At 60.3% G+C, this 13,997-nt stretch carries 12 protein-coding genes and 2 pseudogenes; 9 read left to right on the top strand and 5 right to left on the bottom strand.

What is annotated here, in order from left to right; translation table 11 throughout:
- Positions 1–331 precede the first annotated feature (331 nt).
- Complete coding sequence (locus AAFG16_RS15680) at positions 332–805, bottom strand: MFS transporter (protein WP_342739704.1); 474 nt, start codon at positions 803–805, stop codon at positions 332–334.
- A complete protein-coding gene (locus tag AAFG16_RS15675) occupies positions 762–1,697 on the bottom strand; it encodes an MFS transporter (protein WP_342739703.1) in 936 nt (311 codons plus the stop codon). Before AAFG16_RS15675 ends, AAFG16_RS15680 begins: the two co-directional genes overlap by 44 nt.
- Before the next feature lie 157 nt (positions 1,698–1,854).
- On the opposite strand from AAFG16_RS15675, the pseudogene AAFG16_RS15670 reads away from it, so the two are divergent.
- Positions 1,855–2,107 (top strand): annotated as a pseudogene (locus AAFG16_RS15670) (hypothetical protein); the annotation flags it as partial.
- Positions 2,108–3,119: 1,012 nt separating this feature from the next.
- Positions 3,120–3,827, top strand: coding sequence for a hypothetical protein (locus AAFG16_RS15665; RefSeq protein WP_342739702.1), 708 nt, complete (start codon positions 3,120–3,122; stop codon positions 3,825–3,827).
- 1,338 nt (positions 3,828–5,165) lie between these two features.
- On the opposite strand, the gene AAFG16_RS15660 is transcribed toward AAFG16_RS15665, so the two are convergent.
- A complete protein-coding gene (locus AAFG16_RS15660; RefSeq protein WP_342741124.1) occupies positions 5,166–5,516 on the bottom strand; it encodes a hypothetical protein in 351 nt (116 codons plus the stop codon).
- A 63-nt stretch (positions 5,517–5,579) separates the two neighbouring features.
- Between AAFG16_RS15660 and istA the strand changes: the two genes are divergently transcribed.
- A complete protein-coding gene (gene istA, locus AAFG16_RS15655; RefSeq protein ID WP_342740912.1) occupies positions 5,580–6,587 on the top strand; it encodes an IS21 family transposase in 1,008 nt (335 codons plus the stop codon).
- A 491-nt stretch (positions 6,588–7,078) separates the two neighbouring features.
- On the opposite strand, the gene AAFG16_RS15650 is transcribed toward istA, so the two are convergent.
- The gene (locus AAFG16_RS15650) at positions 7,079–7,453 is read right to left on the bottom strand and encodes a hypothetical protein (protein ID WP_342739701.1); all 375 of its coding nucleotides are present in this window, start codon (positions 7,451–7,453) and stop codon (positions 7,079–7,081) included.
- 343 nt (positions 7,454–7,796) lie between these two features.
- Between AAFG16_RS15650 and AAFG16_RS15645 the strand changes: the two are divergent.
- The 5 genes and pseudogenes from AAFG16_RS15645 to AAFG16_RS15625 form a co-directional block, all read left to right on the top strand.
- A pseudogene (locus AAFG16_RS15645) lies at positions 7,797–8,027 on the top strand (IS66 family transposase); the annotation flags it as partial.
- A 218-nt stretch (positions 8,028–8,245) separates the two neighbouring features.
- Positions 8,246–8,632, top strand: coding sequence for an integrase core domain-containing protein (locus tag AAFG16_RS15640; protein ID WP_342739700.1), 387 nt, complete (start codon positions 8,246–8,248; stop codon positions 8,630–8,632).
- Between the two features lie 467 nt (positions 8,633–9,099).
- Positions 9,100–9,537, top strand: a complete 438-nt coding sequence (locus tag AAFG16_RS15635) for a hypothetical protein (protein ID WP_342739699.1) — start codon at positions 9,100–9,102, stop codon at positions 9,535–9,537.
- Positions 9,534–10,307, top strand: coding sequence for a lytic transglycosylase domain-containing protein (locus tag AAFG16_RS15630; RefSeq protein WP_342739698.1), 774 nt, complete (start codon positions 9,534–9,536; stop codon positions 10,305–10,307). The genes AAFG16_RS15635 and AAFG16_RS15630 overlap by 4 nt, the downstream gene beginning before the upstream one ends.
- Before the next feature lie 776 nt (positions 10,308–11,083).
- Positions 11,084–11,536, top strand: coding sequence for a hypothetical protein (locus tag AAFG16_RS15625; RefSeq protein ID WP_342739696.1), 453 nt, complete (start codon positions 11,084–11,086; stop codon positions 11,534–11,536).
- Positions 11,537–11,752: 216 nt separating this feature from the next.
- On the opposite strand, the gene AAFG16_RS15620 is transcribed toward AAFG16_RS15625, so the two are convergent.
- Positions 11,753–12,154, bottom strand: a complete 402-nt coding sequence (locus AAFG16_RS15620; RefSeq protein ID WP_342739695.1) for a BBE domain-containing protein — start codon at positions 12,152–12,154, stop codon at positions 11,753–11,755.
- Here AAFG16_RS15620 and AAFG16_RS15615 point away from each other — a divergent pair.
- Positions 12,054–13,727, top strand: a complete 1,674-nt coding sequence (locus AAFG16_RS15615) for an arylsulfatase (protein ID WP_342739694.1) — start codon at positions 12,054–12,056, stop codon at positions 13,725–13,727. The two genes, AAFG16_RS15620 and AAFG16_RS15615, sit on opposite strands and share 101 nt — an antisense overlap.
- The last annotated feature ends 270 nt before the right edge of the window (positions 13,728–13,997 follow it).

Here is a 13,997-nt window from a genome sequence, read left to right as displayed (position 1 = left end):
ACCGGTCGGAGATGTTATGCTTTCCCAAAAGATCGCGCTGGAATGCAGCGAGAACCACGCGCTCGACGTGGCCAGAAGGTTCGCACCGACTGGTTTCATGTTCGGGCGAAGTCGGCTCCTTAGTTGAGCCGCAACGGTCCTCGCTTGGACATCGGCGAAAGATTGACATAGCGGAGATCGAAGACGAGCTCTCGATGGGGACACCTTTCTGCAAGGCTCCCATGACGACAGAAACCGGCCACTGAACTCGCAGCTCGTCCGACTGCCGACGGATGCGCTTTCGGCGGAGCGTAGAGTGGCGATCCTTGCCCCCGTTCGCTCGACCGAGGTATCAGTCCCTCCCATTGGCGAAGCCAAACCAAGCTAATGGGAGCGCGATGATGCAGAGCGCCGCCATGAGGAAGAACGCCGCCCCGGCATAGGAAGCATACAGTGCGCCGGACAACAAGGTCAGTACTGCCGTTAGCGATCCTGAGCCAAACGCATAGAGAGCTTGCGCACTTGCGGCGACGCTTGGTGCGACCAGTGTTCCCATCATCCGCATGCAAGCGAGATGGAGCAGAGCGAACGTTAATCCATGCAACGGCTGTATCAGCGAGAGCAGCAACACGGAGGTCGTCACGCCCGCTACGGACCAGCGAACGATTCCAGCCGCAGCTGCCAAGATAGCCGCGCCACGCACGCCAAACCTATCCAGGAGTGCCGGACCGGTCAGCATGAACACGAACACTTCAGCGACCACCGCTTCCGACCACAAAAAGCTAATCGCCGAAGTGCTGATGTCCGCATCGCTCCACCTGATCACTGCAAATGCATCGTGCAGTACATGACTGCCATAGATCAATCGATGCGATAATCATGATGCGAAACTGCGACACGCTCATCAGCGCTTTCAGCCCTGACACAGCGAAGGACGGCGACCTCTGCGATCGGGCTTGGCGAGGTAGCAATGCAGTGGCGCCGGTGGCGCCGATCAGGAAGACAGCGTTCATCCAGATAACCGGCGTGAGATCGGCCGGGCCGACGAGTTGTCCGGCCACCAGTGTTCCCAGGACGAAAGCCGCGGAAGCAGCCCCCCGTATCCACCCGTACTCGAATGGCCTTCCGGCGACGCGAGGCCTCGCTGTATTGACCGATAACGCATCGGCGATCGAGGTGGTAGGGGCGAGAGCGGCAGCCTGAACCAACGCGACAAGAAGCAGCCACCAGTATCTATCGGCCCAGAGCAATGCGACGGCTGCTGAGGCCGCCACGGCAGCACAGCCTGCGAGCACGAGGCGCAATGACCCGAGCTGATCCGCCAGCCTAGCAAGCAACGGTCCGGAAACGAGCCGCATCAGCATTGCGGCAGCGAGGATCAGACCGATGTGCTGAGACGCCAGAGCTCTCGTTTCGAAGAATTTTGGCCAGAATGGAGATGCGGCGCCGAACGCCGCGTATAGCGCGACGTAGAGGACTATATAGGCGATTGGTGCGGGAATGCGCACAGGAGCCTTATCGGTTGCTCTATAGCCTGCATGGCGCGCGAACGCGGCGCCAAAGCGCAATTCAAATCGGAGCTGGATCCGAAAGCGGAGTTTGGCCGCACAGACCAGTCGGATCAAGTGATCCGCCCGCCCTGTTGACGAACTGTCGGCCTGCTTCTCCGTTCCGCCAGCACTCCGAGCGCCTCCAAGCGAGTACTGTAGGTCGGTCATGCCGACCACCGCCTACTTCCGTCTCCGCTCAGCGAGTGAGGAGGAAAGGACCCAACTTGAGCCGCTGAACGTGTGCCGTGCATGCTCTGCTCTCCAAAACGACACCGTCCGGCAGGCGGCCCTCACCTCTTTGGCGGAGTTTGATTCAAGATGCTGACTGGATTGCAGGCGCCAGCATCGCAAAACCCCACCTCCTTCCCTGAATCTTCGCGAGCGTGTGGTGGCGTCGGTTTTGGTGGGCGCGAGCTGCCGGTCCGTGGGAGTTGCGGTCTCGTCGGTTGTGAAGTGGTCAAAGCGGCGCGGGCACCGGCTCGGTTGCGCCTGGCAAGATGCGCGGTGTCCGCACCCCCCTCCTTGATCCGCACCGCGCCTTCATCGTCGAGCGGATCACTCAGACGCCGCACCTGACGTCTAAAGGCGGAACTGGAGCGATACGGCCATGTCGGCGGCATCGCTGCGAAGCGCCCTATCAAGGTCACCTTTGATCCGGCGGATATCATGAACGCCGGCGCGTCTCGTTCGCACGCTTTGAAGGGCTTTCCTCGCTCGTCCGCGCGGCTCTGGCAAATTGTCTTGCGTTTAAGGGCCGCTCGATTTCATCGACACGGAAGGATCTCTTACTTTGCGGCAGGTGTCGCACCGAAAGAGCGACCGTCGGAACCGCTGTGATCATTCTTAGAGACTTCGAGTTTCGAGATGCCCTCCTGGACGCACAGCCAAGTCACGGGCGGATCGCCGAGAACAGGCTCTACAGTGGATCCCCTTCGGAAGTCATGAATGACGATGCACAAAGTCCTCTATCGGACCTACGACCATTTCGGGAAGTCTTCCCACTAAAGATATTTCCACAACCACTTTGCCGCGGAGCAGGTCGAACGCCACTCCAACTTCCGCGCAAGTTGGATGTGGAATTCTCCATACGCCAACTCCACTGGATCAAAAGTCCAAATTCGCCGCGCGACACGCGGAACATGTCTCTTGAGGCTGGCGGGTTCGCAGCCTACCCCGAAATGGTTACGTGAGTTCTCCCTAAGAGGCATAGGACAGCGTATAGCCCCGCTCGTAACACTGCTGTGACTTTGCAGCGATTCGTGGAAGTCACTGATCGATGGAACGGGAGCAAGGCGTTCGCCCGCAAGCTCACCATCATGAACGAAAGTCGAGCGAATTTAGACGCGGGTTCTCAACCAGTTGCAGTGGCGGCCACGCTAAACCGACAATCGGAGGCCGCGGCGATAATCATGCGACTAGCGACCTCATCAACGAGGCGTAGCCCGGTAGGCGGGTCTGCGATACGAAGCCGGGCGCCGAATTCGGTGCCCATCACATGTTCTCAATTGGATGACGGCGATGCCGGGCAATATGCCGCGCGAAACGCCTGGCTATTTGACTATCTCAGCAAAACTACGAGGGAGAAATACGATGAGCATGTCGCAGCGCATTGCGAAAGCCGCAGCTTTAGGAGCCTTCGCGGTCCTGCTTGCCGCTCAGATGGCGGCGGCAGAGCAAGGCGGACGATACTGGATGCCGAAAACGACGGGCGCCGGCTCATACTGGAGACCGTCAGGCCAATATTCCGAGCCGACAACTATGACGCCGGCCCCGTACCCGGCGCTGACAACCCCCTCAGCTCCGACCTCCGATAAGACCAAGACCAATCGAGCCCCGCAGGGGCGATCGCTGGTGAAAAATTCGACGAAACGGTTCGCTGCCAAGCAGCCGCGGAAGCGACCCTCTCTCGAGGCGATGGCCGCGGATTCCAAAACGCACCGTTTGATCCTTCAGGTCAACACGAATGACCCTGGCGCGATGAATCTCGCGTTGAACAACGCCGCGAACGTTACGCAACATTATGGGGAGCTCGGGGAGAAAGTTAAAATCGAGGTGATCACGTTCGGGCCCGGACTGCATATGCTTCGCGATGATACGTCGCCGGTGAAAGCTCGAATTGAGCAGATGGCGCTGAGCATGCCGGAGGTATCATTCAAGGCTTGCGGTAACACCCAAGAAAAGATGCACGAAGCCGAGCACAAGGACATACCGATTGTTTCTCAGGCGCAGGTGGTAAAGTCAGGCGTGGTGCGGGTGATGGAACTGCAGGAGACGGGTTGGACTTACGTAAAACCGTGAGCGGCTATGTCTAGCTCGCCCTGGCAGGTCGGTTCTCGCGAGATCGTAAGCGAGAGCGAGTCTTAAGAGCGTTATGATAGCGAAATGCGCTCCGCTTACTCAAATTCAGCTATGAAGTCGTTGAGTCAAGCTACGATTTGGAGCGCTCTCACACAGCTTTTGCGTAGCTCAGGCGCAGTTTTGCAAGCGATGTGCTTTTTTGGCGCAAGAGGTGAGACCTGGATGCTGCAACCGGTCAAAGAGCCAGCCTAGATTACGAGGAAGCAGGTCGAGGCTAGCCCTGACATCGGACCCGGCGCGGCATTCCCAGCTTCTTTGCCGTGGGATCAACAAGCGAAGAACTCGCGGTGAGCAAATTTAGTCCGTTTCACCACAATCAGCGGATCGAAACGGCCGCACCGTTACTTTGGGAGCCATTTCCAGAACAACTTAGCTGCCACAAAGAGCAGCAACAGACCGATAACCGTATAAGCGATTCAGTCCATCCGGTTTCTAGCCTCCGGCGAACAACGCGCTGCGCGATTTTTTCCCACCCGCAGCTGAGCTTCCGACCTAGGGGATTGCGGGCCCGGTCTTTTGCTTGGGGCGAAGGCGCGCCAGCAGCAGCCAGCCACATGGCCTAAGTTTCTAGCAAGGAACAGCATTTCCCTTGCGGGACGAAACACGGCTGAAACAACGCAGTGTTCTTGTCGGGAAATGAACACCGCCGCCGTGACAATGTATTAGAGCCCGGCGGCGGCCACAGACTTCGGCCACCATTAAATCGGCCTAATACGCGCTGTACTTGGACCGCAGACCATTGCTCTTGTGTTAGAATCCCTGCCTCGTTCACCCCCTGAGCAATGGCTCTCAGACTCGTTTTGCCGGCCACCTGTAGCTCCCTGATGATCGGCGCCAAGTCTGAGCCCTAGCGTCAGCCCGCGCCTGGAGAGTCTCTGTAGCCATTTCCCGCGCCTTCTCGCTCGGAACGACGCCCCGATCACCGAGATTTCGTTGTTGATGTGCCTCAGCGAAGCGATCCGCAGCTAGCCATTGGCACCATCGATGGTCGGCCGACGTCCCGCCCGCGGCGTCGCCCGCCGGCGGTATATCCGCCATCCGTACTCCGAGCCGTATTGCCTAGTTTTCCCGAGTCCCTGAATAAGGGCGCTCGCTAGCCCCAGCTCACTCTGCCCCCAACTGAGCTGGGGCCTTTTTACTTGAGAATTACATGTCCCCCGTGGTCGCCGGAATCTGTAACTGCTATATACGTGAGTGGAAGCCTGTAGAGAGTTCCTGGCGGAGAGAGTGTCCGCCAAGCATCATTGATTTTATTGTATAATTTTAGATTTTACGGAATCATCCCACGTCCAAACCCACGTTAGCGTTCAGAAATGGCCCGCCGCACGGTGACGGCGGGCCGTTGTTGTTGGCTTGCGCAATCAGCGCGCGGTAGCAATGCGCTTGCGGCGCTTGCCGGAGGCTCGCGGCGCGCGTGCAGACGGGCGGTTTCGCCGAAATCGGATTCTCAGTGATGTTGCGGGGGGTGGCGTCGTGGAAGATTTCTACAGGGGCTTCGCGCAGCGGGCGCGGGACCTGGCGGAGAAGGCGGATCCGTTCACGAAGCGGCGCCTGCTCGACTTGGCAAAACGGTACGACCTCAGAAGCAGCGGATCGACGTACGGACGGGCGCCGGCTGTCGCGCGCCATGGAAAACTGCCCCCTCGGCGTCACGAGGAATTGCCCCTCCTTGGACAGCCGAGGAGAGAACGAATGAACGAGGAACGAATCACGGAAGGCTCGTCGTGGATTGATCCACGGGGGCAGGTGATGAAGACGCCGGATGACGTGGCGGAGATGTTGCGCCTGAGGGCGTGCGGGTGGGGTCTGAAGCGGATTGCGCGGCAGCTGGGCTGCAGCCATCACACGGTGAAGGACTACGTGACGGCGGGCGGGGTGAAGCCGTTCAAGTCGCCTGAGCGGGCAAAACGACTCCATGGCCTCGAGGGTTGGCTGCGCGAGAGGTTCATTCGGCATCGCGGCAATGCGGATGTGGTGCGCCAGGACCTGTTGGCCGAGCAAGGCGTGGCAGTCAGCCGGCGAACGTTGCAACGCGCCGTGCAGCCCTATCGCCAGGCGCTGAAGGCCGAAGCGCTGGCGACGACGCGGTTTGAGACGCCCCCGGGCCGGCAGCTGCAGATCGACTTTGGCGAGCGTCTGGTCGAGATCGGCGGGGTGAAGATCAAAGCATTCGTGTTCGTGGCGACGCTCGGGCATTCGCGGCGGCTGCATGTCCGTGCGTTCCGGGCCGAGAAGCAAGAGCACTGGTTCGCCGGGCTTGAGAGTGCATTTACGACATTCGGCGGCGTGCCGGAGGAAGTGCTGATGGACAATCCACGCGCGCTCGTGGCGCGCCACGACGCGGTGAGCCGGTCGGTTCAGTTTAACGACAAGCTCATCGCGTTCGCGAAGCATTGGGGCTTCCGTCCTCGCGCCTGCGCGCCGTATCGGGCGCGCACGAAGGGCAAGACGGAGAGTGGCGTCGGCTACGTCAAGAAGAACGCGATCGCGGGGCATTCCTTCGCGAGCTGGGAGGCATTCGAGGCGCATCTCGCCGAGTGGGAGCGTGAGGTGGCGAACGTGCGCATCCACGGCACGACCGGCGAGGCGCCGATCGCTCGCTTTGCGCGTGACGAGGCGCACCGGTTGAAGCCGCTCGGCGGGCAGCTATCGGCTCCGCGCCAAGCGAAAGAGCGGCCTCATCAAGGCGCCCGCCGCTGACGGCCCTCCGGTCGGCTCCGCCTCCCTCCGTCCCGTCAGCGGCGGAGCCAACCTTCAACTGACATCATGAACCCGAGGGTGGGGGCAGTTCTTCATGACGCAAAGGGGGCAGTTCCGGATGGCGTTTGACACCGGCGCCTCGCGCAATGCCGCCGACACTGCTCTTCTCGGGCTCCGGAGAGGCCTGAGGCCTCAGCCCTTCCCGTCCTTCGGGTCCGGCGATGCATTGGCCCGGCGTTCGTATTTTTCCGCCAGAGCGGTGAGCCATCTGCGGATCGGTGATGGAAGCAGCCAAGCGCCTGCACCTCTGGGCTTCGGCGAGCAATTGGGTCGCCAAACGAAAACTGCGCCCGAGTGTCGTACGATTAAAGCGAGAATTGTCCACTTTGGCACTTAGGAACTGCTGCCACGGGGTGGGTTTCGTGTAGAACTGGCGCTGCTGAGGAATCGCCTCACCGGAGGCGATCAGAGCAGCACCGCGGTCAGCCTCTTCAATTGGACTTCCCGAAGGTCTTTTCGGTCTTCAGCAGGAACAGACCCTCGTTTCGGTCATCATCGTAAAAACCGATCCAGTAGTATTCTCGGTGGTCAGGCGGTCTCTCGCCGCCGCATACGAACGTCGCGCGATACTCGACTTCGCCCCGTGTGGGCCGTTGCGGCCTTAGCCCGACAAGTCTGCACCCAGCCGCTCCGGCCTCGTAGCGAAAGCCGCGCGCGGTGATCTGGATGCCTTCCTCATCCTTCCCGCAGTGCTTCATCATGTGCGGTTCGCCGCACCATCGCCCGTGAAACATCGAAGGCATCTCGGCGGCGTCGGCGGCGTTCGCGGCGAGCAGCAGCAGGCCGCCCAACAGGATGGTCCTCATCAGTGATGCACCCTTGTTGTTACGTACTTTCGTCAGCTTGCCGCGCTACGGATGCACAGGTGTGCAAGGTAAGATCTTAACGAGTTCTTACTATCCCAAGCCTGAGCTGGGCAGGAATTCGATGCTGGAAATGCTGCTCATCATGACCGGGGTCGGCACGACGCAAATTGCAGCCGCACTCGGCGCGCTGGGGGTTACGCGCATCTCAAGACGATCACGTCGCCTCTCCTAGAATCCGTCGAGAGTTCGTACTTGTTCTGATCGGGGAGCTCCCGCCACTTGGGATGGTAGCGATACTGCTTGCGACCCCGAGCATCGAGGCCGGTTGCCTGGAGCCGCGCGCCTGGAAGCGGAGGCGGTTGCGGCGAACGCTAAAGCGGAAGCTGCCAATGCGAAGGCGGCCGAGGCACTGATCCGTTACCTCAAGCTCGAGATCGAGAAGCTGCGTCGCCAGATTTACGGCAGCCGCTCGGAGCGCAAGGCACGGCTCTTGGAGCAGATGGAGCTTGAGCTCGAAGAGCTGGAAGCAACCGCAACCGAAGACGAGTTGCCGGCTGAGAGGGCGGCAGTCAGGGCGCAGACGGTGCAACCATCCCGCGGACCCATGACGGAACGATCATGACAAGCCGCCCCAACGAGCGTTGGTGTTCGGACGCGCTGGAATCACCTGCTGGAATGGCGAGATCGTGCGGGTTGCCTTTGCCCGGGACAGCCACGACCGCGAGGTCATCAGCTGGGTGGCCACAACGGCTGGGATCTCCGGGGAGATCATCCGGGACATGATGGTCCACTGTGTCGAACAGCGGTTCGCCGACATCCGGGCTCCGCGCCAAGGTGCAATGGCTGAGCGACAATGGATCCATCTTCGCCGCCTATCGCACCCTTGAGATTGCCGCCGCCCTGAACCTTGAGCCCTGCTTCACGCCAGTCGAAAGCCCCGACAGCAACGGCATGGCCGAGGCGTTCGTCAAGACCTTCAAGCGTGACTATGTTGGTGTGAACCCGATCCCTGACGCGAGCACCGCCCTGCAGCGGATCGACCAATGGATGGAGGATTACAACTCGGACCACCCGCACTCCCGGCTGGGCTACCGCTCACCGCGGGAGTACATTGCAACTCCAACCAGCCGAGTGTCCGGTCTGACGAGGGCAACTCCACCCGGCCAGTTGCCTGTCTGACCGCATGGAGATAGGCTCGGATGTCGGTGGCGCGCCGTAAGGTCGCGGCTTCGTCTAGGAGGCGGTCAATTCGGGCCTTCTCGAGACTGTGTTGGCGCTCTCGCTCTTGCCGCTCAAGTTCGATCTGGTGCTGCCTTATCTCCTCTTCGCGCTCGGCTTTCGCTTTACCCGCCATTCGAACTGCCGCACGCAACCTTCCCGGTACAGGAGCTCGGCTGCAGGACGATATCGACCGCGATGTCCGCCATCATGTGCTCGAGCGGCGCGTCTGACCGCCTGGTGACCAGGTACCCGAGCCCCCGCGCAGCCAGTCGATCCGCGTTAACCCTGTCCCGATCATCCGCGCCGGCTGGTTCGCTTCTGCCGCTAAGCCGCCTCATTGGATGTCTGCGATCGCTTCCGATTTTCGAGACCTCATTTCTTGCGGGCTTTGAGCGCGGCTTCCTCCTGGGACAGCGTGAAATCAGATGAGCGTGGCTCTCATCCTTGTTGGCCGCAGTACGCTCGCGGTGATGGAGTTCGAGACCTCGCCGCGCACGACAAGGCCCGTGAACGAACCGCCTGCCCAGACGGCCGTTGGCTCATACGATACGCTGACGACGGCCGACCGCCTCCAAATCCCGCACATGCTTGGAACACCACCACAGCCCATCTCCTTGGGCAAAGCGACGCATCCGGCAGATCAAACCTCAATCGTTGCGCAACAGCCTTCGAAGGTCGTCGAGCAACACAAGCGAAGCGCACGAGGAGGAAAATCCGCTGTCGCGGTGCCCAGAGTTCGGCCCGAGCAGGAAACTTCCAAGGCGACTGCGAAACTCGATCGCGCCAAACCGGTCGCCGAGCTCAAAACCTGCCCGTCGGGTATCTCCGACGGGTTACTCCGAGCATTGAACCTGCCAACATGATGCCAGACTTAGCCCCACGTTTCCTCTTCATCGAGATGGCCGACGGCAACGCGCGGCGCCCTGGTCATGCTTCAGAGACACGCCGTCAGGACGAAATCCGCCCCCCTCGCCCGGACGAGCGTGCGTACGTTGTCGCCGCGCCGGGATGGCTGTCGGGGGAAACCATCACGGCTGCTCTTGGAGTGGCGATCGGCCTGGCTTCCGTCGCAAGTTTCATCCTGTTTCACGACGCGCATTTAAACGGGAAATCGATCGACAAGACGACTGCCAAGGCATTGGTCGAGCGCATTATCATCGCCGAGTCCAATGGTGACCCGAATAAAAAGAACCGGCGGTCGAGCGCGACTGGCGCCGCCCAGTTTCTCGATGACACGTGGCTTGAAGCCGTCCGAAGGCACCGTCGCGATCTGATCCAAGGTCGTAGCGACAAGGACGTGCTGGACTTGCGGCGAAATCCCGAGCTTGCGCGAGAGATCACCGTGCGGCTAGTCGAGGAATATGCCGCGATCCTCAACAAGCGCGGTCTGCCGATCACACCCGGTTCTCTCTACCTTGCTCATTTCGCGGGACCGGCGGGCGCCGTGGCGCTATTGTCCGCCCCAGAAGATGCCGATGCTGCCTCCCTAATGGCCGCCGCTGACGCGACAGGTCGGACCAGACGCGAAAAGCTGGTCAACGCCAATCCGTTCCTCAAGGCCATGACGGTTGCCGGGATCAAGCGATGGGCGGATCGGAAGATGGCGGCTGGCAATTCGCCAGGGCGCTTGTGAGAGCCTGAAGGAGCCGCGCGACGCGCAAGAAAGGCTCCTTCACCGCGGCGAGCCGTACCGAGCCTATTCATGGTAAACCACCCCTTAATCCGCCGTTGATGTTCGCCACTCTGGGTGGTGACCGTCCGATTGAACGGGAGCAAATACACATGCCCATCGAAGTGCTTACTTACGCCGAAAGGCTGAAAATCTCTCGGGGCGCTGCAAGAGCGCTCGCGAAGCGACATCGATTACCGCGCTCCCGTTCGAATGATGGCAAGACGTTGATCCAGGTCGACCTCAGCGAGATCAGTCAGCCTCCAATCACGCGCGCACCCCAGTCCCCCGCCCGCCCGCGTGGAGGGGCGATTGTTGACCGTAGGGCAGCCTTGATGGCGGCGGCTGACAGAGACTTTAACGCATATTTCGCTGGGCGCCTTTCGGCAAAGTTTGTCGTTGCTAGGTCAAACAATCAATGTCGCGGCGCGCGAAGGGGAAAGCAAGACCTTGCGAGCAAGGTCCGAAAGCCACGCCTCACCCATGTCTAAGCCGGCCAATACCCGGTCTCCGCTGGTCGAATCGCTGACCGGCTAATATCGATATTGGGCAATAATGTGCTCTTGGAAATAGCCCGGCTGCAACACTCGATAGATTTCAAAAGGACCGCACCAACAAATTCGGCACAGGTATGGCGCTCGCAACCTAGGCATTCCATTGCAGGGAACAGCTAGACCAGTCTTATTCTAGGCTAATTCCGACGTGACGCTTAGGTCGAGCCACGGTCGGGACCAACCGACATGATCAGGATTGTTGCGGTTTGCATGATGTGCGTGGTCGGCGTGGTTTCTCCGCTCGGCCCCAGCCGCGCGCCTGCGCCAGCTATCGAAGTTGACATGGCGTCGGATTTTCCGGCGGTCAGCGGCAACAAAAGCGATCGGCTTCAGATCCACACCGAAGCAATCGCGCCGAGCAAGGCGGATAAGCCGCCCGTAACGACACCCCGGATCGCCAGTGCTCCGCCGCTGGCCAAACCCAAGGCGGATCGAACGCAGCCCGAGTTCATTCCTCGTCACTGGCATGATCCGACGGCTTCTAGATACAGGATCCAAAACCGCGGTACCGCCGATGCGACGACATCACAGACGCGTCCGATCGAGAAGCCAAGGCAAGTGAGTGAAGTGAAAAATTGCAGTTCAGACGGACTTGCTCCCCTTCTTCGGCAGCTCAACCTGCAGCCGCACTGCGAGTGACTACCTGCCAACGGCAGATGGACAGATTGGGCCCATCGACTTCCGGTAGGGGTCACAGGACTAAAGTGCTCGCGCGGTAGGGCATTGTAGCCGGCAGCGCGGCTGAGAGGATAGCGCGGCGAGGCGTCCTGTCTTGAGATGAGGGGTTCGCAACCTTCGCCCAAGACAGGAGCATCCCCATGCCGGTGAGAAGCGCGCCGGACGCTCACGCACCGGTCATTCCACGGCTACCGGGCGGCAGCCGATGGGAAGCGGGATGGCCGAACAGAAGACGTTCTCTGGGTCGTAGAGTTGCCTGACCCTGGCCAGTCGTTCGACGTTGGTGCCAAAGCACTTCGCTGCGCGGTCGACGCCGTCTGGTCCAAGCAGGTTCGGATACCCGCCCGGAAGCGCGACTGGGTCGAAAGCCCGCCGGGTGTCGCGAACCCAGTCTCGATGTCGGGGCTTTTCTGAGCCGTCCGACCGGTCGGGACACGAAGCGATGATTTCGATCAGGACATGATCGCGGCGCAGGCCGATGAAGGCCCCGACCGCAGCGTCGTCGGCCGAGGCTACCGCACCTGGGCGCAAGCCGAATATCCTCGTCATCTGGGGCGATGATATCGGCATTGCGAACATCAGTGCCTATTCAAGTGGCCTCATGGGCTACGAGACGCCGAACATTGATCGCATCGCCCGCGAAGGCATCAAGTTCCAGCACTATTGCGGCGAGCAGTCCTGCACCGCGGGCCGGGCGGCGTTTCTGACGGGACAGCACGGAATTCGGACCGGGCTAACCAAAGTGGGATTCCCGAGCGCGCCGATGGGCATGAGCCAGCTCGATCCATCGATCGGCGGCCTGCTGAAGAATCTCGGCTATGCGACCGGGCAGTTTGGCAAGAACCATGTCGGCGACCGCAACGAATCGTTGCCGACCGTGAACGGATTCGATGAGTTCTTCGGCAATCTCTATCACCTCGACGCCGAGGAAGAACCGGAGCTGCCGGACTATCCCAAGGACCCAGCCTATCGCGCCAAGTTCGGTCCGCGTGGCGTACTCAGGTGTAAGGCCACCGACCACGACGATCCCACCGTCGATCCACGCTTCGGCAAGGTCGGCAAGCAAACGATCGAAGATACCGGTGCGTTGACCAAGAAGCGCATGGAGACAATCGATGACGAGACCTCGGTCGCGGCCATCGACTACATGAAACGGCAACAAGCCGCGGGCAAGCCGTTCTTCGTCTGGTTCAATTCCACCCGCATGCATTTGCGAACTCACGTTCGATCAGAACACCGTGGCCGCTACACCCATGGCGACAGCGAATATGTTGACGGCATGATGGAGCACGACGACACCGTCGGCAGCCTGCTGAAGGCGCTGGACGACATGGGGATCGCGACCGACACCATCGTAGTCTATTCAAGCGACAATGGACCTCACATGAATACATGGCCGGACGGCGCCATGACCTGGTTCAGGTCCGAGAAGAACACCAATTGGGAGGGCGCTTTCCGCGTGCCCTGCCTGGTCCGATGGCCGGGCGTTATCAAGCCTGGTACGGTCACCAACGAAATTATGAGCCACAACGATTGGATACCGACGTTCTGCGCCATCGCGGGCGAGCCTGACATCGTCAACAAGCTCAAGACCGGCTATACCGCCAATGGTATCAGCGACAAGGTGCACCTCGACGGCTACGACCAGTCGCAATTCCTACGCAATGTGAGCGGCAGCGCCGCCAACAATAGCGGTACCAAGAGCGCTCGCAACAAGTTCTTCTACTCCGACGACGATGGCCTGCTCGTCTGCTTCAGACAGGGTGACTATAAGTATGTGTTCTCTGAGCAGCGAAAGGAAGGCACCATGGGCGTCTGGGCAGAGCCGTTCACGACGCTGCGACTGCAAAAGATATTCAACTTGATGCAGGACCCGTTCGAGCGAGCGGACATCACCTCCAATACGTTCTGGGATTGGAATCTGAACCATGTAGGCGCGGCCTATGGGATGATGGAGGATGTCTTTCAGTTCGTGGCGACATTCAAGGAGTTTCCGCCGCGTTCATTCCCGCCGAGCTTTAACCCGGCGAATATCCTGGAAGGCATGATGGACGGACTCAAGCAGAAGAAGGCGCTGGTTGAAGGAATGGATATCGACAAGGTACGCGCCGGACTGAACCGGATCATCCAGCAACAACTCCAAAATCGCTAACGCTCTGTGCGCCCGGCTCACCTTCGGTGGGCCGGGTTATCTCGAAGCTTAACTAGAACTCTCGTCCGTCGAAATCCTTAGTCTGCATATCGCCTTCGGGTCAAAAGTGGGCGCCAGCTTATCTGTGGGGCGGCGTCCGACTTAACTCAGACAGCACAAAAGACGTCGCGACGGCTCTCGTGGTATTCAGCTTGGGGCCGATTTTGTTGCAAAAGGCGGCTGTAACCGACGGATGTCTTTCGGCCATTCGGTAAGGCGGACCGGCTTTGA

It is taken from the genome of Bradyrhizobium sp. B117 (assembly GCF_038969555.1).
GTDB lineage: Bacteria > Pseudomonadota > Alphaproteobacteria > Rhizobiales > Xanthobacteraceae > Bradyrhizobium.
This window is presented reverse-complemented; position numbering and strand designations above follow the sequence as displayed.